Here is a 25,379-nt window from a genome sequence, read left to right as displayed (position 1 = left end):
GTGCGACTCGGCTGTGGCGTGCGTCACAGCGCCCGCAGAGGAGCCCGTCGTGCGTCGTTCCGTCATCCGTCCCGCCCGCCTGCGCCGTGCGTCCACGGCACTCCTGTCCGTGTCGCTCGGGGTCGCCGGACTGGCCGTCGCGGCGGGTTCGGCCGCCGCTGCGCCCGGCGACACCCAGGTCGCCTGGCTCGAGGTGGAGGACGGCCAGATCAGCGGTGGGCCGGCGCTCAACTCCGGCGACCACGGCAACTTCTCCGGCTCCGGGTCCTACACGTTCCGCGAGACCGGGATGACCTCCACCATGACGGTCACCGTGCCGGAGGCCGGCACCTACCCGGTGTGGATCCGGTACGCCGCCGGCCCGCTGAGCGCGGAGGAGAACGTCACCCGCTCCATGGGCCTGGTCGCCAACGGCACCCGGCAGGTCGTGCCCTACCCCCTGACCGGGAGCTGGGAGGACTGGGAGTTCGCCCGCGCCGACGTCGCCCTCGTGCAGGGGACCAACACCCTCGCCATCAGCTGCGACCGGACACAGGAGATGTGCCGGCTCAACTTCGACGCGATCCAGGTCGGCGGCACGGCACCCGACACCTGCGCCCCCACCCCGCTCGCCACCGGCGCGGCGCGGCTCTTCGACGGCACCTTCGCCTCCTTCGACCAGTGGCGCAAGGCCGGAGCCGGCGGCTTCGGGCACCAGACCGACTGCACCATCCGCGGGTTCCGCGGTCCGGGCACCACCTGGACCAGAGCCACGACCACCCAGCAGCAGTCCGGTGCCTACACCCTCGGGCTGGACTGGAGGCGGAAGGACGTCGACGACGCCTCGAGCGTGCTCGTCGGCTCGAGCACCAACACCGGTGTCCAGCCCACCGGCGGCTACCGCGTGATGATCGGCGCCACCGACACCGCCACGATCCGGTCCGCGGACGGGAGCGTGGTCCAGGCCGCGGACGCCGCCGCGCTCGCGGCCGCGACCAGGCCCGTCACGCAGTGGAACCGGTTCTCGATCCAGGTCACCCCCGCCCGGATCCGCGTCCTCCTCAACGGCACCCCCGTCAACGCCGTGGACAGGACCGTCGCCGCAGGCGGCTTCATCGGCCTCGAGAACCGCAGCGAGTCCGCGCAGGTCGACTTCCGTGACGTCCAGGTGCAGCCGGGCGTCGCCCTCGGACCGCTCGCCGGGCCCGCCCGCAGGGCCACCCGGGCCAACGGCACGACCCCCAACCCCGGCGGCGAGTCGACCCTCGGCAACCTCGTCGCGGACGCCCAGCGGTGGGCGACCCGCGCCAGCAGCGGGGGCACGGCGCGGATCTCCTTCACCAGTCCCACGGCGCTGAAGGCCGACCTCGTCGCCGGCGGCACCTACCCGGCCACCACGACGTACGCCCAGGCGGCCGCCGCCGTCGCCGACGAGCCGCTGGTCAACATGCGCCTCACCGGGGCGCGGATCAAGACCGTGCTGGAGCAGCAGTGGCAGCTCACGGCCGGCGGCACGGTGCCGAGCCCGGCGTTCCTGCGCCTCGGGGCCTCGTCCGGATTCACCTGGACCCACGACCCCACCCGCCCTCAGGGCGACCGGATCACCGGCATGTGGCTGGACGGAGTCGCGCTCAACCCGACCGGCAACTACTCGGTCACGGTCGGCCAGTCGCTCGCGGCCGGAGCCGACAACTTCCGCGGGTTCACCGCCGGGCTCGTCCCCCAGGTCCGCCAGGCGAGCACGGTGTCGGCCCTCGCGGCCTACGTCGCCGACACCTCCGCCGCCGGCCCGCTCGCCGTGCCGCGGACCCAGCGGGCGATCGGGGTCAGCGTCCCCGGTGGGGCGCAGGCGTCGTACGCCGCCGGCACGACGTACGCCGTCGACCTCAGCTCGTGGTCCTACTCCGCTCCGACGGACCCCCGCGACACCGCCGTCGACGTGACGATCGGGGGCCGGCCCGCCGGGTCGTTCCCGGTGGACGGCACCCGCACCGACAACCTCCTCGACGGGGACGGCACCGTCGCGGTGCGGGCCACGATCCCGGCCGACCTGCCCACCGGTCCCACCACGGTGCGGATCGTCGGCACCACCACCGGGACCACGGTGTCCCTGCCGGTCGTCGTGACCGCCGCCCCGCCCGTCCCGACCCCCACGCCCACTCCCGCGCCCACGCCGACCCCCACGCCGACCCCCACGCCGACGCCCGCTCCGGCACCGGTCACCCAGGTGAAGCCGACCATGACCGTGAAGGTCAGGCCCGGCACGGTGCTGGCGGGGAGGACGCGAGCGAAGGTGGTGGTCCGCGTGGCTGCCGCCGGGACGACCCCGTCGGGCAAGGTCACGCTGCGGGTCGGGTCGAGGAAGCTCACCGGCCGGCTCCGCGCCGGCCGGGTGACCTTCACCCTGCCGGTCCTCGAGGCGGCAGGCACGACGAGGCTGAGGATCGCCTACGCCGGTGACGACCGCACGCTGGCGGCCGTTCGCACGGTCAAGGTGAGGGTGCACCGGCGCTGACCCGCCCCTGAGTCTCCGACGGTCCGGGGTACCCAGAGCCCCGGGCCGTCGGACCACCACCGCCCGCGGCGGGGCCGTTCGCCGCCGTTGTGGCGGATGGAACCGGTCGGCTCAGGCCGGCGCGAAGGTGAGGCAGTCGGCGGGATCGGCGCCGGCACCCACGTCGACACCGGAGGCGGTGCACTCGAGGTGGTCGTTGTGGCGGCAGTCCGCGCGGTGGCAGGCGCCCACGCGGCCGTGGGCGTCGACGCCGCCCTTGTCGGCGGTGTGGACGAAGGTGCCGCAGGCGGCGCCCGCGGAGCCGGTGACGGTGATCGCACCGGCGTGGCAGTCGTGGTCGTGGTTGTAGGAGCAGCCGTCGACGCTGCACGAGCTGACGATCGGCAGGTTCATGGTGGTCATGTCCCGACGATCCCCCTCGATCGGGCGTCCGTCCAGACAGGACAGGCTTCCCTTGCCGGGCCCCGGGATCGCCCCGGGCCGTCGGGATGCGCTCGTCCCACGGGGTGGGGCGGTGGCGGTGGAGAGCGACCTAGCGTGGGCGGCCCGTACGCCGAGACCCAGCCTGGAGGAGACGTGGCACACCAGCCCCCGAAGGACGTGCAGGAGGCGGCCCAGCGCGCCGTCCGGTGGATCGAGGAGGGCAGGGCCGGCAAGGGCTTCACCGACGTCGGGCGCCACCGCGCCCACCAGCTCGCCGACGGCAAGGACGTCAGCGACGCCGACGTGAAGAAGATGCAGGGCTACTTCGCGCGGCACACCGTGGACAAGGACGCCGAGGGCTTCACGCAGGGTGGCGACGGCTTCCCCTCGCCCGGTCGCGTGGCCTGGGACGCCTGGGGCGGCGACCCCGGCGAGCGGTGGGTCACGGGCATCGACGTCGACTGACCCGCCGGGACGGGAACACCACCCGTCCCTGCGACGGTTGACCGTGCGGGCGCCGGCGACCGGCGCCCCCGACGACATCAGGAGACCAGCATGCGCGCAGCCAGCTACGACACCTTCGGCGGTCCCGAGGTGCTGACCGTGGGAGAGCGGCCCGACCCGCCCGTCGGGCCGGACTCCGTGCTCGTCCGGGTCCGGGCCACCAGCGTGAACCCCGTCGACTGGAAGGTGCGCGAGGGCCATCTGAGCGGCGCGTTCCCCCACCACCTGCCGATCATCCCCGGCTGGGACGTCGCCGGGGTCGTGGAGGCGGTCGGGCCGGCGGTGCGCACCGGCGTCCGGGTCGGGGACGAGGTCTGGGGCTACGTCCGCCGCGACGACGTCTCCCAGGGCACCGCCGCCGAGCTGGTCCCGGCTCCCGAGCGGACCGTCGCGCTCAAGCCGCCGTCGATGTCCTTCGAGGAGGCGGCCGCCGTCCCGCTCGCGGGCCTCACCGCCCACCAGGCGCTCACCGAGCTGCTCGAGGTCGGTCCCGGCGATCGCGTGCTGGTGCACGCCGCCTCCGGCGGGGTGGGGCAGCTCGCCGTGCAGATCGCCGTGGCCCGCGGTGCCGAGGTCGTCGGCACGGCCTCACCCGCCCACCACGACCTCGTGCGCGAGCTGGGCGCGACCGTCGTGCTCGACCACCACGCCGGTCCCGTCAGCGAGCAGCTCGCCGCCCACGGTGGCCCCGTCGACGCCGTGCTCGACCTGGTCGGCGGCGACGCCCTCGCGGACGCGGCGGCCCAGGTGAAGGACCCGGCCCGGGTGGTCAGCATCATCGACCCGGGCGCGGTGGCCGAGATCGGCGGCCGCTACCTCTTCGTGCGCCCCGACCGCGACGGTCTCGACGCGCTCGCCGCCCTCGTGGAGCAGGGACGGCTCCGGGTGACCGTGGCGCGCACGTTCCCGCTGGACGAGATCGCCGACGCGCACCGGCTCTCCGAGGAGGGGAGCCCCGGCGGCAAGATCGTCGTCACGGTGTGAGGGGCACACCTGTCTCCCCTGGGGTGATGTCCACCCCCCTCACGGTGGCTAGCCTCGACCGAGCCATGGACAGTGACGACCCGACCCTGCTCACCATCACCTACACCAGCTCCGCGATGCAGCTGATGTCGGTCGCCGAGCTGGTCGACCTCATCGAGCAGATCCGCCCGAAGAACGAGCGGCTCGGTGTGACCGGCCTGCTCCTCTACAGCGGCGGCACCGTCATCCAGACCCTCGAGGGGCCCGAGGACGTCATCGACGGGCTGATCGACGTGATCACCGCCGACGCCCGCCACACCGACGTGCGCGTGGTGGACCGCAGGCACGTCGTCCAACGGGCGTTCGCGACCTGGTCGATGGGCTTCCGCAACGTCACCGCCCGCGAGATCGCCGACCTGCAGGACTTCGGAGACTTCGCCCGGCAGTCGGTCGGCGACGACCTCAGCTCGCACGCCGTCGCCGCCTTCGGGCTCCTCGACACGTTCCGCGTCAACGCCGTGTGACCCCCGGGTCGGGCTTGGGCTGCGCGTCGTAGGGTCGGATCCATGCAGACTCGCACCCTCGGAACCCAGCAGGTCGGCGCCATCGGCCTGGGCCTGATGACCTTCGACCAGACCGGCACCCAGCCCCGACAGCAGCTCGTCGACACCGTCTCCGCCGCGCTCGACGCCGGCGTCACCCTCTTCGACACCGCCGACGCCTACGGCCCCGGCGACGAGAAGGGGGCCGGCGCGCAAGGCGAGAACGAGCGCCTCATCGCCTCCATCCTCGACGAGCTGGGCGTGCGCGACCGCGTCCTGCTCGCCACCAAGGGCGGCCACGTCCGCACCGAGGGCGGTGGCTGGGACACCGACAGCTCGGCCGACCACCTCCGCAGCGCCGTCGACGAGAGCCTGCAGCGCCTCGGCGTCGAGCAGGTCGCCCTGTGGCAGCACCACCGCCCCGACCCGAAGGTCCCCTACGACGAGGTCATCGGCACGCTCGCGGAGATCGCCGACAGCGGCAAGGTCGCGCACATCGGCCTCTCCAACGCCGACCCCGACCAGATCCGCGCCGCGCACGCCGTATTGGGCGAGCGGTTGGTCAGCGTGCAGAACCAGTTCAGCCCCAAGTTCCGCTCCAGCCGCCCCGAGATCGAGGTCTGCGAGGAGCTCGGCCTGGCCTTCCTGCCGTGGAGCCCGCTCGGTGGCCTCTCCGACGCCAAGGAGCTGGCCGAGAAGCACCCCGCCTTCGCCGAGATCGCCGGCGAGCGCGGCGTGAGCGCCCAGCAGGTGGCGCTCGCCTGGGAGCTCGCCCAGTCGCCGGTGGTCATCCCGATCCCCGGCGCGAAGCGTCCCTCCTCCATCACCGACTCGGCCGCGGCGGCCGACATCGAGCTCAGCGCCGACGAGGTGTCCCGGCTCGACGCCAGCTGACACCCGCCCGACACGTGCCTCCCGCGGGCGTCGTGGGGATCGACGAACGGTCCCCACGGCGTCCCGCACGGCCGTCCCGACAAACTTGACTCGTTCAAGAAAAGTCGGCAGGGTGGGAGCGATGGACGACAGCGAGTTCGAGCACCTGCTCCGCGGCGCCGACCTGCGGGTCACCCGGCCGCGTCTCGCCGTCCTGCGCGCACTCCGCCAGCACCCCCACGCCGACACCGGCTCCGTCCTCACGGCCGTCCGCCTCGAGGAGCCGGGCGTGTCGCACCAGGCCGTCTACGACGTCCTCGGCGTGCTGTCCGAGTCCGGCCTGGTCCGCAGGATCCAGCCCGCGGGCTCGCCGGCCCGCTACGAGCTGCGCGTGGGCGACAACCACCACCACGTCGTGTGCCGCTCGTGCGGCGTGGTCGCCGACGTCGACTGCGCCGTCGGCGTACGCCCCTGCCTGCACGCCGCCGACACCCACGGCTTCGTCGTCGACGAGGCCGAGGTCACCTACTGGGGCACCTGCCCCGCCTGCACCGCCGCCTGATCCGTACCTGATCCGCACCTGAGCCACATCCGTACCCCCGGAAGGAAAGCCATGACCGACAGCCAGGACAACGACGTCACCGAGAGCCCCCAGGGGGTGGACCGGAAGGCCGCGGCCGGCTGCCCGGTCATGCACGACTCCGCCGCCGCCGAGGGCAGCGAGAGCGAGAACCCGGCGATCGACTCCCCGACCCCCGTGGCCGGCGGCCGTCCGCACAGCATCCGCGACTGGTGGCCCGAGCAGGTCGACCTGTCGGTGCTGCGCGCCCACTCCTCCAAGGTCGACCCGCTGGGCGAGGACTTCGACTACGCCTCGGCCTTCGCCTCCCTCGACGTCGACGCCCTCAAGCGCGACATCGCCGAGGTGCTCACCACCTCCCAGGACTGGTGGCCCGCCGACTTCGGTCACTACGGCGGCCTGATGATCCGGATGAGCTGGCACTCGGCCGGCACCTACCGCATCTACGACGGGCGCGGCGGCGCCGGCGACGGCGGGCAGCGCTTCGCCCCGCTCAACAGCTGGCCCGACAACGCCAACCTCGACAAGGCCCGGCGCCTCCTGTGGCCGGTCAAGCAGAAGTACGGCCAGAAGATCTCGTGGGCCGACCTCATCGTCCTCGCCGGCAACGTCGCGCTGGAGGACATGGGCTTCGAGACCTTCGGCTTCGCCTTCGGCCGGCAGGACGTGTGGGAGCCCGAGGAGATCTTCTGGGGTCCCGAGGACACCTGGCTCGGCGACGAGCGCTACACCGGCGACCGCGAGCTCGAGGAGTCGCTCGGTGCGGTCCAGATGGGCCTGATCTACGTCAACCCCGAGGGCCCGAACGGCAACCCCGACCCGCTCGCCTCGGCGCGCGACATCCGCACCACCTTCGCCCGGATGGCGATGAACGACGAGGAGACCGTCGCCCTCATCGCCGGCGGCCACACCTTCGGCAAGACCCACGGCAACGGCAACCCCGACCTGATCGGTCCCGAGCCCGAGGGCGCCCCGATCGAGAACCAGGGCCTCGGCTGGATCAGCGAGCACGGGTCCGGCAAGGGCGAGGACACGATCACCAGCGGCCTCGAGGTCACCTGGACCGACGTGCCGACCCAGTGGAGCAACCGCTACTTCGAGATCCTCTACGGCTACGAGTGGGAGCTCACCGAGAGCCCCGCGGGCGCCAAGCAGTGGGTGGCCAAGGACGCCGAGGCGATCATCCCCGGCCCCACGCCCGACTCGCCGAAGCGCAAGCCGACGATGCTCACCTCGGACCTCGCCCTGCGCGTCGACCCCGAGTACGACAAGATCTCGCGCCGCTTCCTGGAGAACCCCGAGGAGTTCTCGCTGGCCTTCGCGAAGGCCTGGTACAAGCTGCTCCACCGCGACATGGGACCCGTCACCCGCTACCTCGGCCCCTGGGTGCCGGAGCCGCAGCTGTGGCAGGACCCGGTGCCGCCGGTCGAGGGTGACCTCGTCGGCGACGACGACGTCGCGACCCTCAAGGCCGCCGTCCTCGACTCCGGCCTGAGCGTGTCGGACCTGGTCAGCACGGCGTGGGCCTCCGCGTCGTCGTACCGCCACACCGACAAGCGCGGCGGCGCCAACGGTGCCCGCATCCGCCTCGAGCCGCAGCGCGGCTGGACGGTCAACCAGCCCGAGGAGCTCGACCGCGTCCTGCAGGTGCTCGAGTCGGTCCGCTCGGACTTCAACGGCCGCGGCGGTGCCCAGGTGTCCCTGGCCGACCTCATCGTGCTCGGTGGGTCGGCGGCGGTCGAGAAGGCCGCCCGCGACGCCGGCGTCGAGGTGAGCGTGCCCTTCCACCCGGGCCGCACCGACGCCACCCAGGAGCAGACCGACGTCGACTCGTTCCGGGTCCTCGAGCCGCGCGCCGACGGGTTCCGCAACTACGTCCGTCCCGGCGAGAAGCTCCAGCCCGAGAAGCTGCTGGTCGACCGCGCCTACATGCTCGACCTCACGGCGCCGCAGATGACCGTCCTGGTCGGCGGTCTCCGCGCGCTGGGCGCCAACCACGGCGGATCGTCGCACGGCGTGCTGACCGACCGGGTCGGTGTGCTGAGCAACGACTTCTTCGCCAACCTGCTCTCCCCGGGCACCCGGTGGAAGGCCTCGCAGGACACGGAGAACGTCTACGAGATCCAGGACCTCGCCACCGGCGACGTGAAGTGGACCGCCACCGCGGTCGACCTCGCGTTCGGCTCGCACTCGCAGCTGCGGGCGCTGGCCGAGGTCTACGCCAGCGAGGACGCCCGCGAGAAGTTCGTGCGCGACTTCGTGACCGCGTGGGTCAAGGTCATGGACAACGACCGGTTCGACCTCCACCGCTGAGGGCCTGACCGGACTCCCGGCCGTCATGGGATCGCGGACGGAGCACTTCGAGGGTGACGACCTCGCGGCCGACACGTGGGTGCCGCACTACCTGCCCCACTGGTCGTCCCGCGACGGCACCCGGGCGTCGTACGACGTCGCGGGCTCGGTGCTCCGTCTGCGCATCCCCACCGCCCAGGGCCTGTGGTGCCCCGAGCGCCACACGCCGGCGCTGCGGACCTCGACCATCGCGTCGGGTCTCTTCGCCGGCGCGCTCGGGTCCACCGTCGGCCAGCAGCCGTTCGCCGACGGCCTGACGGTCACCGAGGAGCAGGACCCGTTCCGTGGCTGGCTGCTCACCGGCGGTCGGCTCACGGTGCGCGCCCGCGCCGACGTGACGGCCCGGTCGATGGTCTCGGTCTGGCTGACGGGCTTCGAGGACGAGCCCGAGCGGTGCGGCGAGGTGTGCGTGTTCGAGGTGTTCGGCGACACCCTGGTCACCGACCCGGCCGCTCCGTCGGCGGGCGTCGGAGCAGGCGTGCACGCCTTCCGCGACCCGGCGCTGCGCGAGGACTTCTCGGTCACCCCGCTCGCCCTCGACCTGCGGGAGTGGCACGACTTCACCGTCGAGATGGGCCCGGCCGGTTGCACGTGGTCGGTCGACGGCACGCCGGTGCGGACCTCCGACCAGTGCCCGCGCTACCCGCTCCAGCTCTTCGTCGGGGTCTTCGACTTCCCCGACCGCGACGACGGCACGCTGGCCGACCACGAGCCGACGCTGGAGGTCGACTCCATCGAGCACGTCGTCGGCTGACTGTCACACGAGGACGTCGGGCGGCGTCCCATGTCGAGACCCCCTCGACCCAGGAGACCGCCATGACGAGCCCGACCGACCACACCGGCCAGACCAGCGAGACCAGCGAGCCGCGCGTGCCGCCGACCGAGATCACCGGCCTCTACGGAGGACTGATGAAGGTCGCGATGCGCCGGGTGCTCGGCGGCGTCCCCGTGGGGGCGCGGGTGATGTGGCACCACCGCGGCGTGCTGGGCGACACCATGAGGTTCGGCCGACGGGCCGAGAAGTGGGACCGGCTCGACCAGACGCTGGCGACGCTCGCCACCATGGCGGCGGCCGCCGAGGTCGGCTGCGGCTTCTGCCTCGACCTGCACTACTTCCGCTCCCGCGACGGGGGGCTCTCGCTCGAGAAGGCGTCCGAGGTCCGGCGGTGGCGGACGTCGGAGGCGTACTCGCCGCTGGAGCGCGGCGTGATGGAGTACGCCGCGGCCATGAGCCGCACGCCCGTCGCCGTCACCGACGAGATGGCCGCCGCGCTGCTGGCCGAGCTGGGCCCCGACGGGTTGCTCGAGCTCACCGCCCGCGTCGGGGCGATGAACATGACCGCGCGGGGCAACGTGGCGCTCGGGATCCGCTCCGAGCACTACGCCGAGGCCTGCGGGCTGCCGCCGATGGCGCCGGCCGTGGCCGTGGCGTCGGCGCCATGAGCGGCGACCCGTTCCTCGAGCACCGCAACCTGCTCTTCACCGTGGCCTACGAGCTGCTCGGCTCGGCGGCCGATGCCGAGGACGTCGTGCAGGAGTCGTGGCTCAAGTGGGACCGCGTCGACCGGGACGAGGTGCGCGACCCGCGCGCGTACGTCGTCCGCATCGTGACGCGGACCGCGCTCGACCGGCTGCGCACCGTGGCCCGGCGTCGCGAGGACTACGTCGGGCCGTGGCTGCCGGAGCCGCTGCTCACGGGCCCCGACGTGGCCGACGACGTCGCGCTCGCCGACTCGCTGTCGACCGCCATGCTGCTGGTGCTCGAGACCCTGGCGCCGACCGAGCGGGCCGTCTTCGTCCTGCGCGAGGTCTTCGACCTCCCCTACGACGAGCTGGCCGAGGCGGTCGGCCGCACCCCGGCCGCCGTGCGCCAGATCGCTCGTCGGGCCCGGGCGCACGTGGCGGAGCGCCGACCGCGGGGCGCGGTGTCCCGGGCCGCCACCGAGCGGGCGACCCGGGCGTTCCTCGCGGCCATCGAGACCGGCGACCTGCAGGCACTCGCCGACCTGCTCGCGCCGGACGTGGTGGCGTTCGGCGACGGAGGCGGCGTCAAGCAGGCGATGCCGCGGCCGGTGCTGGGCCAGGACCGGGTGGTGCGGCTGCTGGGCCTGGGCATCACGACCATGGCGGGACGGATGAGCGCCGAGCCGGCCGAGGTCAACGGGTCGCCCGGGCTGCTGCTGCGCCTCGACGGCGAGGTGGACAGCGTGATGACGCTGCAGGTCGAGGACGGTCTCGTGACCGCGCTCTACACCGTGCGCAACCCCGAGAAGCTGGCCCGCCTGCTGGATCCCGCCGACCTGACGCGATGACGCCCTCCGCCGCCGGCCGGCTGTGCCGCTAGGCTCACGCCAGCGTCGCGTGCCGGTGGCAGACCGTGCCAGGCATGGAGGCGCCGGACACGAAGGAGCACGACCATGACGTCGTCCCCTTCGCCCTCACGTGGCTGAGGGCGACACGACCAGGCTGGTGGCCTGGGCCCACGAGATGCGGTCGGTCCACGACCGGCTGCGGGCGGCCCACCGGGTGGCGCAGGACGAGGTGGGCCAGGGACGCGCGCCGTCGGCGAGCCGCGACCTCCTGCTGTTCTGCCGCGGCTTCTGCACCGCCCTCGACGGGCACCACCGGGGTGAGGACACCATCCTCTTCCCCGCAGTGGCGGCCGAGCACCCGGACCTGGCGGAGCCGCTGCGCACGCTGGTGCAGGACCACGCGATGATCGGCCACCTCGTCGGTGCGCTGCGGGCGGCGGTCGACGCGGCCGCGGACCCCGCGACGCTCGGGCGTCACCTCGACGGCATCGGCGCGATCATGGAGTCGCACTTCCGCTACGAGGAGCGGACCCTGCTCGGCCTCCTGGAGCGGCTCGAGCTCACAGCGCCCGTGACGCAGGTCCTCGGTCCGCTCTAGCGTGGGTGCATGGCCGACCACGCGACGCCCAACCTGCCCTCGCGCGACCTCGACGCGACGGCCGGGTTCTACGCCGCGCTCGGCTTCCGCGCGACCTTCCACGACCCCGGCTGGCTGATCGTCGAGCGCGGCACCGTCGTGCTCGAGTTCTTCCGCGACCCGGGCCTCGACCCGGCGAGCACGGCGGCCGGGTGCTGCCTGCGGCTCGACGACGTCGACGCGATGTACGCCGTCTGCGTCGCCGCCGGCCTGCCGCAGACCCACGTGGGCTGGCCGCGCCTGCACCCGCCGCGGGTCGAGGAGTCCGGCATCCGCATCGGGGCGCTGGTCGACGCCGACGGCAACCTGCTGCGCCTGGTGCAGAACCCCTAGCCGTCGACCGCCGCGTCGCCGACGCGGATCGTCCCCGACGACAGCAGCCGGAAGACGGTGCCACCGCGCGGGGAGCGCAGCGCCGTCATCGCCCCCGGGCCCAGCCAGTCGTCGAGGAGGCGGCACGGCGCGGCGATCCGCACGACCTCCAGCTCGACCTCGCCGATCCGGAGGCGCTCGCCCGGCCGGGTCGGCAACGGGCCGTGGGTCAGGGTGACGCTGCGGCGGGTCAGGCCGGGGTCGACCGGTCGGCCGAGCGCCTCGGCCGCGGCCTCGAGGTCGTCGAGCGCCTGCACGGTGACATGCCGGTGCTTCGCGCCGTGGTAGCGGTCGCCGACCAGGCCGACGCCGGCCTCCGCCTCGACGGAGGCGACCGACTTCGTCGGCAGCCTTCGGCCGGGCGCGACGTGGAGTGAGTGCACACGGGAAACCACGGTGCGACCGTACGTCGGGCGCGGCAGGATCTCCTCCGTGACCCCGACCGACCTGCTGGACCCGAAGTCCGCCCTCCTCCACTACCTGCAGGAGGCGCGGGACGCCCTGCTCTGGAAGCTCGAGGGGCTCGGCGAGCGTGACCTGCGGCTGCCCCGCACCCCGACGGGCACGAACCTGCTCGGCATCGTGCGGCACGCGGCCAACGTCGAGGTCGGCTACTTCGGTCCCACCTTCGGACGGGACTGGCCGGACCCCGGTGCGGCGCTGCTCGTCAGCGACGAGGAGGCCGAGGCGGACCCGCAGGCCGACTGGTGGGTCCCCGCGGACGTGCCCGCGGCCGACGTCGTCGCGTTCTACCGCTCGGTGTGGGCGTTCAGCGACGCCACCATCGCCGACCTGCCGCTCGACGCCCGAGGCTCGGTGGCGTGGTGGCACCCGGACCGGCGCGAGGTCTCGCTGCACCGGATCGTCCTGCACGTCATCAGCGACACCACCCGGCACGCCGGCCACGCTGACATACTGCGCGAGGGCGTCGACGGCGGTGCCGGCATGAAGGTCGCCGCGAGCAACCTGCCCGACGACGTCGACTGGCCGTCGTACGTCGCGAGGCTGACGGCGGTCGCCGAGGAGTTCCCGGCGACGTAGGCCCGGGGCCCTCACCGGCCGGGAAAACGGCGGGCGCACTGTCGGTGGCGACACCTAGGCTGCCGGGGTGGCCACGGACGAGATGGACCCGGTCCCCGCAGACCCCTCCGCGCCGCAGCTCGAGGCCCACCTGCCCCCGGGCGTGACGCGCGGTCCCGAGACGCTGCGCGCCTTCCGCGCGGTGCTGGGCAACACCCTCGTCGCCAACGTCACCTCGAGCTACCTGTGGTTCGCCCTGACCTTCTGGGCCTACCTCGAGACCCGCTCGGTGATGGCCACCGCCATCATCGGCGGCGGCTTCATGCTGTTCACGGCCGTCCTCGGGACCTGGTTCGGCACCCTGGTGGACCGCCACCGCAAGAAGCAGGTCATGGTGATCTCCTCGACCGTCACCCTGGTCACCTACGCCGCGTCGGGCGGCCTGTGGCTGCTGCTCGGCGAGGACCGGCTGGCCGACTGGGGCAGCGCCTGGTTCTGGCTGTTCTCCGCGGTGATCCTCGTCGGTGGTGTCGTTGAGAGCCTGCGCAACATCGCGCTGTCCACCACGGTCACGCTGCTCGTGCCCGAGGACGACCGCGACAAGGCCAACGGGCTCGTCGGCACGGTGCAGGGCGTGGCCTTCATGATCACCAGCGTCTTCAGCGGCCTGAGCGTCGGCCTCATCGGCATGGGCTGGACGCTCGCGGTGGCGATCGCGCTGACCGGCGCCTCGCTGCTCCACCTGCTGCCCATCACCATCCCCGAGCTCGAGCCCCAGCCCGAGGAGGGGGCCTCGCGCTCCGACGTCCGGGGAGCGGTCGCGGCGATCCGGGTGGTGCCCGGGCTGGTGGCGCTGATCCTGTTCTCGACGTTCAACAACCTGGTGAGCGGCGTCTACATCGCGCTGATGGACCCCTACGGCCTCACGCTGTTCAGCGTCGAGGCGTGGGGGATCGTCCTCGGCGTCACCGGCATCGGGTTCGTCGTCGGTGGCGGCCTGGTCGCCAAGCTGGGCCTCGGCGCCAACCCGGTGCGCACGCTGCTGCTGGTCAACCTCGGCGTGGCGGTGCTCGGGATGACGTTCACCCTGCGCGAGTGGGCCTGGCTCTACGTCCTGGGCCTGTTCGCCTTCATGTGCATCATCCCCGCGGCCGAGTCGGCCGAGCAGACCATCCTGCAGCGCGTCGTGCCGTTCCGCACCCAGGGCCGGGTCTTCGGCTTCGCGCAGAGCGTGGAGCTCGCCGCGAGCCCCGTCTCCGCCTTCCTCATCGGGCCGATCGCCGAGTTCTGGCTGATCCCCTACATGGACTCCGGATCCGGGCGCGACACGTGGGGCTGGCTGCTCGGTGACGGTGAGGCGCGCGGCATCGCCCTGGTGTTCCTCGCGGCGGGCGCCATCATGCTCGTGACGGTGCTGGTCGCCCTGGCCTCGGCCCCCTACCGGCGGCTCTCGCGGGCCTACGCCGCGGCGCCGCCCCAGCAGCTCGAGGCCCGACCGGCCGACTGACACCGCCGGATCTTTACCCCACGAAGGGTCTGTCCAACGAGGACATCTTCGGCTTAGTGTCGGCCGAGCAGGAAGTCGTCGTGGCCGATCGAGCCCGCCTACCTGCCTCTCGGAAAGGAACAATCTCGTGAGATCCACGACCCTTGGGCTGTCCTTGGCCCTCATCACCGGAGCAGGCGCGCTGACCCTCGCCCCCTCCAGCGCCGCCCCCGCGGCGGACAACCGCAGCACCGGCGGGGAGGCACGTTCGGCCACCTCCGACCACGTCCTGCCCAACCCGGAAGCCGAGAAGCAGGACGCCCTCCGCCAGCAGGCCTGGGCCGACGTGCTGAGCGGCGAGGCCGCGCCGCAGACCATCAGCGGCAACTCCGTGCTCAAGGTCGGCAAGGAGCCCGCCGCACGTCGTGCCAACGCCCGCGCCGGCAAGGCCACGACGCAGGACCAGTACGTCGAGCTGAGCAACGAGCGCACCGACAAGGTGTTCGTGTTCCTCGTCGACTTCGGCACCCAGCGCCACCCGAACTTCCCCGACCGCGACACCGACCCGGCCACCGCCGGTCCCGTCACCTACGAGGGCCCCGGGTTCAACGAGATCCCCAAGCCGGGCGCCAACGACAACTCGACGCAGTGGCGCGAGAAGTACACCAAGCGCTACTACCGCGACCTCTACTTCGGCGACGGTGAGCTCGCCGACTCCCTCAAGAGCTACTACGAGCGCCAGTCCTCGGGCCGCTACAGCGTCGAGGGCATGGTCACCGACTTCACCACCGTCCCCTACAACCAGGCGCGCTACGGCCGCAGCAACGGCTACCCCTGCACCGGCAACGTCTGCAACAACACCTGGAACCTCGTCCAGGACGGCATGACCCAGTGGGTCGCCGACCAGAAGGCCGCCGGCAAGACCGACGCCCAGATCAAGCGCACGGTGTCGCAGTACGACATCCGCGACCGCTACGACTTCGACGGCGACGGCAACTTCGACGAGGCCGACGGCTACATCGACCGCTTCCAGATCATCCACGCCGGCGGCGACCAGGCCGACGGTGACCCGATCTACGGCGAGGACGCCATCTGGAGCCACCGCTGGAAGGCGTTCCAGAACACCGGCCAGGGCCCGTCCGTCGACGGCGTCCCCAACGCCGACGGCGGCACCCAGATCGGCAACACCGGCATCTGGGTCGCCGACTACACCGTGCAGCCCGAGAACGGCGGCATCTCCGTCGTGGCGCACGAGTACGGCCACGACCTCGGCCTGCCCGACCACTACGACACCGCCGCCTCCGGCGACAACCCGGTGAGCTGGTGGACGCTCATGGCGCAGAGCCGGGTCTCCGCCGCCGGCGACCAGGGCATCGGCACGCGTGCCGCTGACCTCGGTGTCTGGGACAAGCTCCAGCTGGGCTGGCTCGACTACGAGACCGTGGTCGCGGGCCAGGACCGCACGATCGACCTCGGCCCCCACGAGTACAACTCCGACAAGGCCCAGGGCGTGGCCGTCGTGCTCCCGGACAAGCAGATCCCGACCGCGCTGCCCGCCCCGCCCGAGGGTGCCAAGCAGTGGTACAGCGGCAGTGGCAACGACTACAAGTCGTCGATGTCCCGCGCCGACCTGGCCGTCCCGGCCGGGACCACCACGCTGTCGCTGAAGGCCGCGTGGAACATCGAGGAGGACTACGACTACGGCTGGTTCGAGGTCGAGTCCCCCGTCGGCAGCGGCACCTGGACGGCGATCGACACCACCTCGATCGACCCCGACACCGACACCGACACCAACCCGACGAACGACCCGGCCAAGGAGCCGGGCATCGACGGGGTCAGCAACGGGTTCGTCACCGCCACGTTCGACCTGTCGGCCTACGCCGGCCAGACGATCGGGTTCCGTGCCCGCTACGCCACCGACGGCGCCGTCCAGGGCCAGAACCCCGCCCTGGCGTGGTCCGGCCTGCTGGTCGACGACATCAAGGTCACCAACGGCACGACGACCGTCTTCGCCGACGGCGCCGAGACGTCGCCCAACGGGTGGACGCTGGCCGGCTTCTCCTCCGTGGGAGCCAGCTTCAACACCGCCTACGACCAGTTCTACCTGGCCAGCAACCGCCAGTACGTCTCCTACGACAAGTACCTCCAGACCGGTCCCTACAACTTCAGCTTCCCGGACCGGCCTGACTTCGTGGAGAAGTTCCCCTACCAGGACGGCCTGCTGGTCAACTACTGGGACTCGTCGTACTCCGACAACAACACCAGCCAGCACCCCGGCAGCGGCCTGGTGCTGCCCGTCGACGCCAACCCGGAGCCGCACTACAACCTCCAGGGCCAGGCGTGGCGCGGTCGCATCCAGACCTACGACGCTCCGTTCGGTCTGGAGAGGTCCGACTCGTTCTACCTCACGGCCGGCGGGCGTCGCAGCCTGATCCGTGGTCGCGGACCGAACCCGGTCTTCGACGACACCGACCCGAACCGCTACTTCGCGCCCTACGTCGCCGCGGGCCTGCCCCGGGTCGGCGTGAAGGTGGCCGGAGCCGGTGTGCAGATCGAGGTGCTCTCGCAGAGCGGCACCAGCATGCGGATCCGCGTGAACTGACCCCGAGGGACCGACTCCGTCGGTCCTGACGACACGGTCGCACGAAGGGCCGGGAGCCGATGGCTCCCGGCCCTTCGTGCGTCAGCCCTCGACCCGTACGACGCTCGCCTCGACCACGGGTCCGCCGCAGCCGGTGGCGACGAGGTCGGGCGCTCCCGTCACGGCCACCCGGTCGCCGGCCACCAGGTCGGCCGCCGGCGGGCCGGTGATCGTCCACGTGATGGCGTTGTCGTCGCGCACGACGACGCAGTCGCCGACCTGGACCACCTCTCCCACGACGCGCACCTTCTCGAGGCCCTCGCTCGGCGGGGTGGTGGTGCCGGCGGTCGGCTCGGTGGGCGGCGGCTTGGTGGGCTCGGTCGTGGGCTCGGTCGTGGGCTCGGTCGTGGGCTCGGTCGTGGGCTCAGTCGTGGGCTCAGCGCTCGTCGTCGGCTCGGTCGCTGACCCGGTCGGGGCGTCGTCCTGCTCGCCGCAGGCGCCGAGCGCCACGGCGAGGAGGAGGACCGACGAGGCGACCGCGGTGGCGCGCCGGCCTGCCCGCGTGCGGGGCTGGATGGGGGGCTGCATGGGGATGGGACGCGGGGCAGCCTCCGACGGCTCCCGTCAGGCGGGCATCCGCGCCCGGAGGAACCGCACGGTGCGGTCCATCGCGGCGACGAAGGCCGGGCCGAACGCGTGGCCGTCGTCGTACCACTCCAGGGTCGCGTCGACGCCGGCCCGGGTGAGCGCCTGCTGGGTGGCGCGCGCCCACGGCGGGGGACAGGTGTCGTCGAAGCGTCCGTGGACCATCAGCACCGGCTCGGTGATGTCGCCGAAGGCGGGCCGCGCGGAGACGCCGCGCCAGAACTCGGGGTCCTCGGCCGGCAGGCCGTGCCGGCCGCGGAAGCCGGCCTCGAGCTCGGCGAGGGGGGCGTCGGGTCGCTGGAACTGGGCGAAGTTCTCCGCCTCCAGGCTCGACACGGAGGCCCAGCCGACGCCCGCGGCGAAGGCGCCGGGCTCGGCGGCGAGCGCCTTGAGCATCACCCCGCCGCCCATGGACCGGCCGAAGAGGGCGATCCGGTCGGGGTCGACGCGGACGTCGGGCGAACTGCGCAGCGCCCGCGCGGCGGCGATGACGTCGGCGCTGTAGCCGAGCCGTACGGCGGTCTCGACCCGCGGGTCGTCGGTGGACTCGGCGTGGTTGCGGTAGTCGACGTGCAGCGCGACGAAGCCGCGGTCGGCGAGGAAGCCCCGCTCGCGCGTCATGCCCTGCCCACGGACGTAGTAGGACGGGTCGATGTAGCCGTGCGCGAGGACGACGGCGGGGAACGGGCCGCGCCCGGTCGGCACGTTGAGGACGCCGCTGATCCGCAGCGGCTCGGTCCCGCGACCGGCGGTCGTGGAGGCGAAGGTGACGTCGTACGACGTCCAGGACGCCGTGCGCTCGCGGACCGCGCCGAGCCGCAGGCCGCCGCCGGTGAGGTCGGCCCGGGCGAGCGAGGCGACGGAGATCGGGTGCGCCGGCTCCTCGGCCTCGGGGGACTCCTCGGGGGCCTCCTCGGTCGGCGTCCCGGTGGCCTCCTCGTTCGGGGTCTCCGGCGGCTCCTCGCTCGGTGTCTCGGACGGGGTCTCGGACGGGGCCTCCGACTCGGCCTCCGACTCGCTGGTTGCCGGGGCGGGTGCTGCCTCGGGTTCGGTGGAGCACCCGACGAGCAGCAGCGCAGCGGCGACGGTCACGACCGGGAGGGCGGCTCGGAGCCGGAGGGCAGCCATGCCGACCAGTGTGCGGGACCGCACCCAGCCGGCCTCGTGTCACACCTGCGCCCGCCCGGACGTCGACGGGGCATGATGCGGACGAGAGAGGGATGAGGGCATGGACCGGACCGAGATCTTCGAGGCCGAGCGGCCGCGGCTGCTGGGCATCGCCAGCCGGGTGCTGGCCGACCACGCCGAGGCCGAGGACGTCGTCCAGCAGGCGTGGCTGCGCCTCGAGCGCGCCGTCGCCCGGGACGGCACCGACATCGAGAACCTGCCGGCCTGGCTGACCACCGTGACGACCCGGCTGTGCCTGGACCGGCTGCGGTCGCGGACACCGGTGCCGGTCGAGGAGGTCGAGCTCGGCGAGACGTTCGGCGCGACCGCCTCCGACCCCGCCGACGACGTGGCGCTCGCGGACACGGTGGGCATCGCCCTCCAGGCCGTGATCGATCGGCTCTCCCCCCGCGAGCGGGTGGCCTTCGTGCTGCACGACAGCTTCGGGTTCGAGTTCGGCACGATCGCCGCCGTCCTCGACACCACGCCGGCGGCGGCCCGCAAGCTCGCCTCACGCGCCCGCGCGAAGGTCGCCCAGCCCGCCGCGGAGGACTCCCTCGCCGACTGGGAGGTCGTCGACGCCTTCATGGACGCCGCCCGCGGCGGCGACCTCGAGCGCCTGCTCCAGCTGCTGGCGCCCGACGCCGTCGTCGGCGCCGACGCGGCCGCGGTGCAGGCCGGCACGCCGGCCTCGATCGAGGGGCGCGGCGAGGTCGCCGCCTTCTTCAACGGCAGCGCCCACGCCGCGATGCCCGTCTTCGTCGGCGACCGGCCGGCGGCGGCGTGGTTCCACCGCGGCGCCGCGGCGGTCGTCTTCGACTTCACCGTCGAGCACGGCATGGTCCGGGGGATCACCTTCCGCGCCGAGCCGGAGGTCCTCGCCCGCGTCGTGCGCCGCGACGGCGCGGACCCGCGGTAGCCACCGGTCACACCCGGCCCACGCCGGTCGTCGACACCACGAGAACCACGACGGATCACACGACAACCCCACGACACCCAGCAGGAGGGAACCATGAAGACCATGACCTGCCGCCAGCTCGGCGGCCCGTGCGACCTCGCGCACCGCGGCGAGACCCACGACGACGTGATCAACGCCCAGGACCAGCACCTCAAGCAGGCCGAGAAGGAGGGCGACGCCGCCCACCAGCCGGCGCGCGACGAGATGAAGGGCCGCTGGCGCCACCCGAAGAAGTCGCTCGGGTGGTACCGCGACATGAAGCAGGCCTTCGCCGCCCTGCCGGAGGACTGACCGCCTCGAGGGCGGCCGGACTCAGCGGGGGCGGCGCCGGTCGGCGAGCACCCAGGCGGCGGAGGCCGCGGCCGCGGTCACGCCGAGGACCGACGGCCAGGTGCCGACCTTCTTCGCGAGGGGGTGCGAGACGCCCATCGCGGTCCAGTAGCCGGCGGTCAGGCCGAGGGTCAGGGGCGCTCCGCCCAGGGACCACCACTGGCGGGCGGCGAGGGCGTTGGCGCCGAGCATCGCGGCACCGCCGAGGGGGCGTACGCCGGTGCGCTGGGCGAGAGCGAAACCGCCGACGAGCCCGCCGGCGAGCAGGGGAGCGGTGGGGAGGCGGCTGAGGTCGGGCACGCGTCGAGCGTAGCCAGTGGATCTCCGCCGCCTCCCCGCGGTCGGTCACCCGCGACCGACGCGGCCCTCGCTCCCGGCGGCCCAGCAGACCTTCGAGACGCAGTCGACGGCGTGGTAGCCCAGCTTGCTGACCCGGGTCCAGGTGGCGCCGCCGTCGCGGGTGATGCTCGAGCCGGCCGAGCCGTCGTAGTCACCGGTGGCGACGGCGTACCTCCAGCCGCGGACGAAGGCGACGTCCTCGCCGACGTGGCGCAGGCTCGCGACGGCGGACCAGGTGCGGCCGTCGCGGGTGGTTGCCACGTTGTCGGTGGTGTCGTCGGCGTCCTCGAAGTCCCCGCCGACCGCGATGCCGCGCCGCGGCGAGGCCATGTCGCCGGCGAACCCGCCGGCCGCGGGACCGGCCGGGATGCCGGACGCGGTCGCGGTCCAGGTGAGTCCCCGGTCGTCGGAGCGCAGCACCCGCGCCCGGGCGCCACCGGAGACGATGAACGCGGACCGGCCCGCCGTCACGAGGCAGTTGCCGCTGGCTGCGAAGCCGAACTCCTTCGCCGAGGCCGGCATGCCCTTGTCGGGCAGCAGCGACCAGGTCCGGCCGCGGTCCTCGGTGGCGAGGACCTGCAGCTTGCCGTCGACCGGGTCGCCGAGGACCAGGCCCCTGCGACCGCCGGGGTAGAACGCCATGCAGTCGTAGAACGCGTCCTCGTCGGTGTTGCGGAAGGACTCGGTCCACGACGCGCCGCCGTCGGCCGACCGGTAGATCCGTGACGCCTCGCCGGGGCCGATCGCCAGGACGTGGGTGACGCTGCCGGTGACCTCGACGTCGCGGAAGGACAGCCCCTCGCTCGCCGGAGGGCTGACGTCGAGCCACGTCGTCCCGCGGTCCGTGGTGCGGTAGACCCGCGCGGCCCCGTCGCTCAGGCTCTCGCCGGTGACCCACGCCTCGCGCTTGCTCACCGCGACCAGGCCGCGGAAGTTCTGGTCGGCGTCGACGACGGTCTCGCGCCAGTCGTCGAAGGGGTCGGGTCCGGGGGCCGGCGCGGCGGTCGCCGAGGACGGGAGCAGCAGGAGGGCGGGGACGAGCGCTGGGATGAGGGCAGGGATGAAGGTGGTGACTCCGAGTCGTCGCATGCGGCCACCCTGCTCCGGCGCTTCCAGCCTGTCCAGACCCGTCGGGAGGGGCAACCGGAAGCGGAGTGTCCGGATCCCGGTCTAGCCTCGGCGACATGAGCATCGACGACAGCACCGCCGAGGACGCAACCGACGCCACGGACGTCTGGGTGCCGCCGCCCTGGGAGCCCCCGCTCGACGGCACCGAGGTCGAGCACCTGCTCGGCGCCCTGGGCCGGCAGCGCGCCACGGCGCGGTGGAAGGCCGACGGCCTCGACGAGGCCGGGCTGCGCCACCGCCTCCCCTCCTCGCAGCTCTCCCTGGGCGGGCTGCTGCTGCACCTGGCGATGGGGGAGGACTACTACCTCGTCACCAAGCTGCGCGGCGAGCGGCTCGTCGAGCCGTGGCGCTCGCTCGGCCACGACGGCACCGACGAGTGGGAGTTCACCACCGAGTCGTTGAGCGCCGCCGAGGTGTACGACGCGTACGACGAGGCGGTCCGCCGCAACGACGCCCGGATCGAGCAGGCTCTCGCCGAGGGCGGGCTCGACCTGGTCGCGCACGTCGACGACGGCAACGGCAACCACCCGCGGCTGCGCCGGTTGCTGTTCGACATGATCGAGGAGTACGCCCGGCACACCGGCCACGCCGACCTCCTGCGGGAGGCCGTCGACGGCCGGGTCGGGGAGGACCCGCCGGACGACTGGCAGCCCCCAGCCGGTCGCTGACCGGCCGCTCGTCGGGCGACCGTCCCGTCGCGCGCGTTTGGGCCGGTGACGGACGGGGCATCCGGTGACCATGTCGACCTACGAGCTGGAGCCCGACGAGCTCCGGGCCAGCGCCGCCGAGCTGCGGTCGGCGGCGACCAGCGCCCGTGCGGCCGACGCCTCCGACGCCGTGGCCGGACTCGGCAGTGCGCTCCCCGGGAGCAGCACCGCCTCGGTGCTGCCGCAGTTCGCCCAGGCCTGGGACGACGGCATCGACGACTGGGCCGGTGCCGTCGACGACTTCGCCGAGGGCCTCGACGCAGCGGCCGCCGATGCGGAGGCCGCCGACGCGCGGGCCGCCGCGTTCCAGGCCTGGCTCGAGAAGTGGCTGGGGGACGGGTCGTGAGCATCACGTGGGGCGACCTCAGGTCGTGGCGGGCCGCGGGCGTGACCTCGGCGAGCGACGAGGTGCGACGCGACGTCCTCGCCCTCGAGAAGGCGCGCGACGCGGTGGCCGACGAAGGGGTCCCCGCCGCGTGGACCGGCCTGGCCCGGGCGGCCGCCGTCGCGCGCCAGGCCACCCTCGTCGGGCGGATGACCACGCACATCGAGGGGCTCGCCGACTTCGAGCGGCAGGTCTACGCGCAGGTCGGGCCCGTCACGACCATCGAGCGCGCCGTGGTCGACATCGAGAACGACGCCTCGGCGCAGCAGTTCTCGATCGACTCCTCGGGCACGGTGAGCGACACCTCGCCGCCGCAGACCTTCGACAACCAGTTCGAGCGCCGGGAGCACCAAGAGGGCCGCCGCAGCCAGCGGGACGCCCTGGTGGCGCGGATGACTGCGGTGCTCGACCAGGCCTACGCGGTGGACTCCGCGCTGGTCGCCGCCCGGCCCCAGGGCTCGTTCAGCGACGACGGCCCGGACTACGTCGTGGACCCCGCGGTCGAGCGCGAGTGGGCAACGATGTCCGACGAGGAGCGCCGCCGGGTGATCGAGCACATCGCCGAGGAGCAGGCCCGCGAGGCGGGCGTCGACGACTTCGAGGTGCGGGTCGAGGACCTCGAGGACGAGGACGGCGACGGCACGGACGACGACCCCAGCACCGACTCCCGGGGCAGCTGGAGCGAGGACGACCGGGTGCTGCGCATCGACGAGGGCAACCTCGACGACCCGACCATCATCGCCACGGTGGCGCACGAGGTCCGCCATGCCGAGCAGCACAAGGCGATCGACGACCTGCCGTGGTGGCCGTGGGAGGACTTCGACGGCCCGCCGGGGGTCAGCCAGGAGGAGGTCGAGGCGTGGGAGGAGAACTTCGACGACTACAAGACCTCCGACGACGACGGCTTCGACGCGTATCGTGACCAGCCCGTCGAGCGCGACGCGCGCGAGGCCGGTGGGGACTACCTCGACGACCTGGACGCCGACGACCTCGAGCGGATCCGGGAGGAGGCACGATGACCGCCCACGCGACCGAGCCGTCCCTCGGCGACCTCGCCGCCACCTGGGCCGCGACCCGGGCACCCGCCGACCTGAGGGCGCTGCGCGACGCCGTACGCGCCTCGCCCGGCTTCGACGTCGGGCTCGACGTGGTCGCAGCGGTGTCGCCCGCCCTCGCCCGCGGCGCCCACGGCGAGGCCGCCTCGGTCGTCGCGGCACTGATGCCGGGAGCCTTCTTCTCGCCGTCGGCGCACGCAGCGCTGGCCGCGGCCCACGCCGGGATGGGCGATGCCGCGCGGGCGACGACGGAGCGCCGGCTGCAGGCGCTCGCGCTGGAGTCGATCCGCAGCACCGGTGACGGCACCCGCGAGCGGCCGTGGACCGTGATCCGCATCAGCGACGAGTACGACGTCCTGCGCGCCACGCGCCGCACCTCGCGCGAGCAGGCGCTGCTGACCGTCGACGGCAGGTCCCTCGACCGGCACCTGTGCGACGACGGCAGCGAGGCGTGGTTCGAGGTCGGCCGGCTGGTGCGCGCGTGAGGCTCCGGCGCGCCCGCCTCGCGTCCGCCGTCGCCGTGCTCCTGGTGCTGGCCGGCTGCTCGTCCTCCCAGGGCGGACGCGACGAGGGCAGCGCCGGCGGAGACGGCGGGCAAGGCGCGGAGCAAGGCGACCTCGTGGAGGTGCCCGGCGTCCTCCTCGACGGGGACGCGGCCGCGCTCAGCCCCGACGGGGCACGGCTCGCGGTCCCGTGCGACGGGCAGCTGTGCGTGTGGTCGACCGCCGACGGCTCGCTGCAGGAGCAGTGGGACGGCGGAGCGGTCGTCGCCTGGGGAGCCGCGGACCGGGTGGCCACGGACCGCGTCGAGGACGGGTCCGTCGACGTCATCGTCCTCGACCCGACGACCGGCAGGGAGGTCGCCGCCGCCGAGGCCCACCGGGCCGAGGACGTGCAGGACGGCGCCGGCGGCGGGCTGCGCGACCTGGCGTTCGCCCCCGACGGCTCGACCCTGGCCGGGGTCGGCGGCGACGGTGTCGTCCGGCTGTGGCCCGCTGACCTCGCGGACGTCGTCGAGGTCACCGGCACCGGCGACGGCGTCGCGGTGGCCTTCTCACCCGACGGCGAGCGTGTCGCGGTGGCGTCCTCCGACGCGGCGGTGTCCGTGCACGACGCCGCGACCGGCGAGCCGGTCGGCTCCCTCGCGGGACCGGCCCAGGGCGACGTCGCCTGGAGCGACGACGGCGCGTCGATCGCGACCGCCTCCTTCGCGCTCGACGACGCGGCGGCGACGACCGTCTGGGACGCCGACTCCTACGACGAGGTGGCGGCGCTTCCCCGCGCCGGCCACCACCTCGCCTTCACGCCCGGCTCCAACGCGCTGGTGCTGGGCGTCAAGGACCAGCTCGACGTCGTGCGGTGGGACTGGGCCGGCGACGACGTACGCACTTTCGCCGGGGCCACCGATCCGCCGCGCGCCGTCGTGGCGTCCGCCGACCGCGTCCTCGCCGTCAGCCCGCGCGACGGGGTGCTGGCCTGGGACGTGGACGGCGGCGAGCCCACCGTCTTCGAGCCCGTGGAGTGAC

Annotated in this window: 28 protein-coding genes; 22 read left to right on the top strand and 6 right to left on the bottom strand. The window is 73.5% G+C overall.

The genetic code is table 11. The features are described 5' to 3' along the window. The first annotated feature begins 49 nt into the window (after positions 1–49). Entirely contained in the window at positions 50–2,494 is a 2,445-nt protein-coding gene (locus SHK17_RS20915) for a 5'-nucleotidase C-terminal domain-containing protein (protein WP_322920611.1), read from the top strand. 111 nt (positions 2,495–2,605) lie between these two features. On the opposite strand, the gene SHK17_RS20910 is transcribed toward SHK17_RS20915, so the two are convergent. Further along, positions 2,606–2,896 carry a DUF1540 domain-containing protein gene (locus SHK17_RS20910; RefSeq protein ID WP_405030385.1) on the bottom strand — a complete coding sequence of 97 codons (291 nt, stop codon included), beginning with the start codon at positions 2,894–2,896 and terminating at the stop codon, positions 2,606–2,608. Between the two features lie 174 nt (positions 2,897–3,070). Between SHK17_RS20910 and SHK17_RS20905 the strand changes: the two genes are divergently transcribed. The 11 genes from SHK17_RS20905 to SHK17_RS20855 all read left to right on the top strand — a co-directional run bounded on the left by SHK17_RS20905 (position 3,071) and on the right by SHK17_RS20855 (position 12,013). Next, complete coding sequence (locus SHK17_RS20905; RefSeq protein ID WP_322920610.1) at positions 3,071–3,382, top strand: hypothetical protein; 312 nt, start codon at positions 3,071–3,073, stop codon at positions 3,380–3,382. Between the two features lie 90 nt (positions 3,383–3,472). Beyond that, a complete protein-coding gene (locus SHK17_RS20900; RefSeq protein ID WP_322920609.1) occupies positions 3,473–4,405 on the top strand; it encodes an NADP-dependent oxidoreductase in 933 nt (310 codons plus the stop codon). A gap of 65 nt (positions 4,406–4,470) precedes the next feature. Continuing rightward, the gene (locus SHK17_RS20895) at positions 4,471–4,908 is read left to right on the top strand and encodes a BLUF domain-containing protein (RefSeq protein WP_322920608.1); all 438 of its coding nucleotides are present in this window, start codon (positions 4,471–4,473) and stop codon (positions 4,906–4,908) included. Between the two features lie 42 nt (positions 4,909–4,950). Continuing rightward, positions 4,951–5,820 carry an aldo/keto reductase gene (locus SHK17_RS20890; protein WP_322920607.1) on the top strand — a complete coding sequence of 290 codons (870 nt, stop codon included), beginning with the start codon at positions 4,951–4,953 and terminating at the stop codon, positions 5,818–5,820. A gap of 121 nt (positions 5,821–5,941) precedes the next feature. Beyond that, positions 5,942–6,361, top strand: coding sequence for a Fur family transcriptional regulator (locus SHK17_RS20885; protein WP_172268189.1), 420 nt, complete (start codon positions 5,942–5,944; stop codon positions 6,359–6,361). 51 nt (positions 6,362–6,412) lie between these two features. After that, the gene (gene katG / locus SHK17_RS20880) at positions 6,413–8,692 is read left to right on the top strand and encodes a catalase/peroxidase HPI (protein WP_322920605.1); all 2,280 of its coding nucleotides are present in this window, start codon (positions 6,413–6,415) and stop codon (positions 8,690–8,692) included. Between the two features lie 25 nt (positions 8,693–8,717). Then, entirely contained in the window at positions 8,718–9,485 is a 768-nt protein-coding gene (locus SHK17_RS20875; protein WP_322920604.1) for a glycoside hydrolase family 16 protein, read from the top strand. Positions 9,486–9,547: 62 nt separating this feature from the next. Then, positions 9,548–10,174: a carboxymuconolactone decarboxylase family protein gene (locus tag SHK17_RS20870; RefSeq protein ID WP_322920602.1), complete on the top strand. Its 627-nt coding sequence runs from the start codon at positions 9,548–9,550 to the stop codon at positions 10,172–10,174. Further along, complete coding sequence (locus SHK17_RS20865; protein ID WP_172268177.1) at positions 10,171–11,043, top strand: RNA polymerase sigma-70 factor; 873 nt, start codon at positions 10,171–10,173, stop codon at positions 11,041–11,043. Before SHK17_RS20870 ends, SHK17_RS20865 begins: the two co-directional genes overlap by 4 nt. A gap of 130 nt (positions 11,044–11,173) precedes the next feature. Then, positions 11,174–11,641 carry a hemerythrin domain-containing protein gene (locus SHK17_RS20860; protein ID WP_322423629.1) on the top strand — a complete coding sequence of 156 codons (468 nt, stop codon included), beginning with the start codon at positions 11,174–11,176 and terminating at the stop codon, positions 11,639–11,641. Positions 11,642–11,650: 9 nt separating this feature from the next. Further along, positions 11,651–12,013: a bleomycin resistance protein gene (locus SHK17_RS20855; RefSeq protein WP_172268171.1), complete on the top strand. Its 363-nt coding sequence runs from the start codon at positions 11,651–11,653 to the stop codon at positions 12,011–12,013. Here the strand turns inward: SHK17_RS20855 and SHK17_RS20850 are convergent. Further along, entirely contained in the window at positions 12,010–12,447 is a 438-nt protein-coding gene (locus SHK17_RS20850) for an MOSC domain-containing protein (protein ID WP_322920601.1), read from the bottom strand. The two genes, SHK17_RS20855 and SHK17_RS20850, sit on opposite strands and share 4 nt — an antisense overlap. Before the next feature lie 37 nt (positions 12,448–12,484). Between SHK17_RS20850 and SHK17_RS20845 the strand changes: the two genes are divergently transcribed. The 3 genes from SHK17_RS20845 (at position 12,485) to SHK17_RS20835 (ending at position 17,160) form a co-directional block, all read left to right on the top strand. Then, the gene (locus SHK17_RS20845; protein WP_322423627.1) at positions 12,485–13,093 is read left to right on the top strand and encodes a DinB family protein; all 609 of its coding nucleotides are present in this window, start codon (positions 12,485–12,487) and stop codon (positions 13,091–13,093) included. 67 nt (positions 13,094–13,160) lie between these two features. Then, positions 13,161–14,579 (top strand): MFS transporter, encoded by a 1,419-nt coding sequence (locus tag SHK17_RS20840; RefSeq protein ID WP_322920600.1) that lies wholly within the window; start codon positions 13,161–13,163, stop codon positions 14,577–14,579. A gap of 127 nt (positions 14,580–14,706) precedes the next feature. Further along, positions 14,707–17,160 carry an immune inhibitor A domain-containing protein gene (locus tag SHK17_RS20835; RefSeq protein WP_172268165.1) on the top strand — a complete coding sequence of 818 codons (2,454 nt, stop codon included), beginning with the start codon at positions 14,707–14,709 and terminating at the stop codon, positions 17,158–17,160. A gap of 81 nt (positions 17,161–17,241) precedes the next feature. Here SHK17_RS20835 and SHK17_RS20830 read toward each other — a convergent pair whose 3' ends face one another. Together SHK17_RS20830 and SHK17_RS20825 are read right to left on the bottom strand one after the other, a co-directional pair. Then, positions 17,242–17,727 (bottom strand): hypothetical protein, encoded by a 486-nt coding sequence (locus tag SHK17_RS20830; protein WP_322920598.1) that lies wholly within the window; start codon positions 17,725–17,727, stop codon positions 17,242–17,244. A gap of 36 nt (positions 17,728–17,763) precedes the next feature. Next, entirely contained in the window at positions 17,764–18,912 is a 1,149-nt protein-coding gene (locus SHK17_RS20825; RefSeq protein ID WP_322920597.1) for an alpha/beta hydrolase family protein, read from the bottom strand. Between the two features lie 100 nt (positions 18,913–19,012). Here SHK17_RS20825 and SHK17_RS20820 point away from each other — a divergent pair, with 100 nt between their 5' ends. Together SHK17_RS20820 and SHK17_RS20815 are read left to right on the top strand one after the other, a co-directional pair. Continuing rightward, the gene (locus SHK17_RS20820; RefSeq protein WP_322920596.1) at positions 19,013–19,870 is read left to right on the top strand and encodes a sigma-70 family RNA polymerase sigma factor; all 858 of its coding nucleotides are present in this window, start codon (positions 19,013–19,015) and stop codon (positions 19,868–19,870) included. A 93-nt stretch (positions 19,871–19,963) separates the two neighbouring features. After that, complete coding sequence (locus SHK17_RS20815; protein WP_322920595.1) at positions 19,964–20,200, top strand: DUF1059 domain-containing protein; 237 nt, start codon at positions 19,964–19,966, stop codon at positions 20,198–20,200. Positions 20,201–20,221: 21 nt separating this feature from the next. On the opposite strand, the gene SHK17_RS20810 is transcribed toward SHK17_RS20815, so the two are convergent. Further along, entirely contained in the window at positions 20,222–20,539 is a 318-nt protein-coding gene (locus SHK17_RS20810; protein ID WP_322920594.1) for a hypothetical protein, read from the bottom strand. Positions 20,540–20,584: 45 nt separating this feature from the next. Then, positions 20,585–21,667: a beta propeller repeat protein gene (locus SHK17_RS20805; RefSeq protein ID WP_322920593.1), complete on the bottom strand. Its 1,083-nt coding sequence runs from the start codon at positions 21,665–21,667 to the stop codon at positions 20,585–20,587. Between the two features lie 95 nt (positions 21,668–21,762). Between SHK17_RS20805 and SHK17_RS20800 the strand changes: the two genes are divergently transcribed. The 5 genes from SHK17_RS20800 to SHK17_RS20780 all read left to right on the top strand — a co-directional run bounded on the left by SHK17_RS20800 (position 21,763) and on the right by SHK17_RS20780 (position 25,378). Continuing rightward, the gene (locus tag SHK17_RS20800) at positions 21,763–22,374 is read left to right on the top strand and encodes a mycothiol transferase (protein ID WP_322920592.1); all 612 of its coding nucleotides are present in this window, start codon (positions 21,763–21,765) and stop codon (positions 22,372–22,374) included. 64 nt (positions 22,375–22,438) lie between these two features. Further along, positions 22,439–22,759, top strand: a complete 321-nt coding sequence (locus tag SHK17_RS20795; protein WP_322920591.1) for a hypothetical protein — start codon at positions 22,439–22,441, stop codon at positions 22,757–22,759. Beyond that, positions 22,756–23,817: a hypothetical protein gene (locus SHK17_RS20790; protein WP_322920589.1), complete on the top strand. Its 1,062-nt coding sequence runs from the start codon at positions 22,756–22,758 to the stop codon at positions 23,815–23,817. Before SHK17_RS20795 ends, SHK17_RS20790 begins: the two co-directional genes overlap by 4 nt. After that, positions 23,814–24,338 (top strand): DUF4919 domain-containing protein, encoded by a 525-nt coding sequence (locus SHK17_RS20785; RefSeq protein WP_322920588.1) that lies wholly within the window; start codon positions 23,814–23,816, stop codon positions 24,336–24,338. The genes SHK17_RS20790 and SHK17_RS20785 overlap by 4 nt, the downstream gene beginning before the upstream one ends. Continuing rightward, on the top strand, positions 24,335–25,378 hold the full coding sequence (locus SHK17_RS20780; protein WP_322920587.1) for a WD40 repeat domain-containing protein: 1,044 nt from the start codon (positions 24,335–24,337) through the stop codon (positions 25,376–25,378). Before SHK17_RS20785 ends, SHK17_RS20780 begins: the two co-directional genes overlap by 4 nt. Position 25,379 lies beyond the last annotated feature (1 nt).

Source organism: Nocardioides renjunii (genome assembly GCF_034661175.1).
Lineage (GTDB): Bacteria > Actinomycetota > Actinomycetes > Propionibacteriales > Nocardioidaceae > Nocardioides > Nocardioides renjunii.
Note: the sequence above shows the minus strand (reverse complement) of the source record. Positions and strands in the feature narration are given on the sequence as shown.

What these genes read in the sequence shown, in the direction of transcription:
- SHK17_RS20815 (WP_322920595.1), top strand. Translation starts at nt 19,964, where the DNA reads ATGAAGACCATGACCTGCCGCCAGCTCGGCGGCCCGTGCGACCTCGCG.
- SHK17_RS20895 (WP_322920608.1), top strand. Translation starts at nt 4,471, where the DNA reads ATGGACAGTGACGACCCGACCCTGCTCACCATCACCTACACCAGCTCC.
- SHK17_RS20855 (WP_172268171.1), top strand. Translation starts at nt 11,651, where the DNA reads ATGGCCGACCACGCGACGCCCAACCTGCCCTCGCGCGACCTCGACGCG.
- SHK17_RS20825 (WP_322920597.1), bottom strand. Translation starts at nt 18,912, where the DNA reads ATGGCTGCCCTCCGGCTCCGAGCCGCCCTCCCGGTCGTGACCGTCGCC.
- SHK17_RS20805 (WP_322920593.1), bottom strand. Translation starts at nt 21,667, where the DNA reads ATGCGACGACTCGGAGTCACCACCTTCATCCCTGCCCTCATCCCAGCG.
- SHK17_RS20830 (WP_322920598.1), bottom strand. Translation starts at nt 17,727, where the DNA reads ATGCAGCCCCCCATCCAGCCCCGCACGCGGGCAGGCCGGCGCGCCACC.
- SHK17_RS20885 (WP_172268189.1), top strand. Translation starts at nt 5,942, where the DNA reads ATGGACGACAGCGAGTTCGAGCACCTGCTCCGCGGCGCCGACCTGCGG.
- SHK17_RS20800 (WP_322920592.1), top strand. Translation starts at nt 21,763, where the DNA reads ATGAGCATCGACGACAGCACCGCCGAGGACGCAACCGACGCCACGGAC.
- SHK17_RS20875 (WP_322920604.1), top strand. Translation starts at nt 8,718, where the DNA reads ATGGGATCGCGGACGGAGCACTTCGAGGGTGACGACCTCGCGGCCGAC.
- katG (WP_322920605.1), top strand. Translation starts at nt 6,413, where the DNA reads ATGACCGACAGCCAGGACAACGACGTCACCGAGAGCCCCCAGGGGGTG.
- SHK17_RS20900 (WP_322920609.1), top strand. Translation starts at nt 3,473, where the DNA reads ATGCGCGCAGCCAGCTACGACACCTTCGGCGGTCCCGAGGTGCTGACC.
- SHK17_RS20865 (WP_172268177.1), top strand. Translation starts at nt 10,171, where the DNA reads ATGAGCGGCGACCCGTTCCTCGAGCACCGCAACCTGCTCTTCACCGTG.
- SHK17_RS20785 (WP_322920588.1), top strand. Translation starts at nt 23,814, where the DNA reads ATGACCGCCCACGCGACCGAGCCGTCCCTCGGCGACCTCGCCGCCACC.
- SHK17_RS20910 (WP_405030385.1), bottom strand. Translation starts at nt 2,896, where the DNA reads ATGACCACCATGAACCTGCCGATCGTCAGCTCGTGCAGCGTCGACGGC.
- SHK17_RS20890 (WP_322920607.1), top strand. Translation starts at nt 4,951, where the DNA reads ATGCAGACTCGCACCCTCGGAACCCAGCAGGTCGGCGCCATCGGCCTG.
- SHK17_RS20870 (WP_322920602.1), top strand. Translation starts at nt 9,548, where the DNA reads ATGACGAGCCCGACCGACCACACCGGCCAGACCAGCGAGACCAGCGAG.
- SHK17_RS20820 (WP_322920596.1), top strand. Translation starts at nt 19,013, where the DNA reads ATGGACCGGACCGAGATCTTCGAGGCCGAGCGGCCGCGGCTGCTGGGC.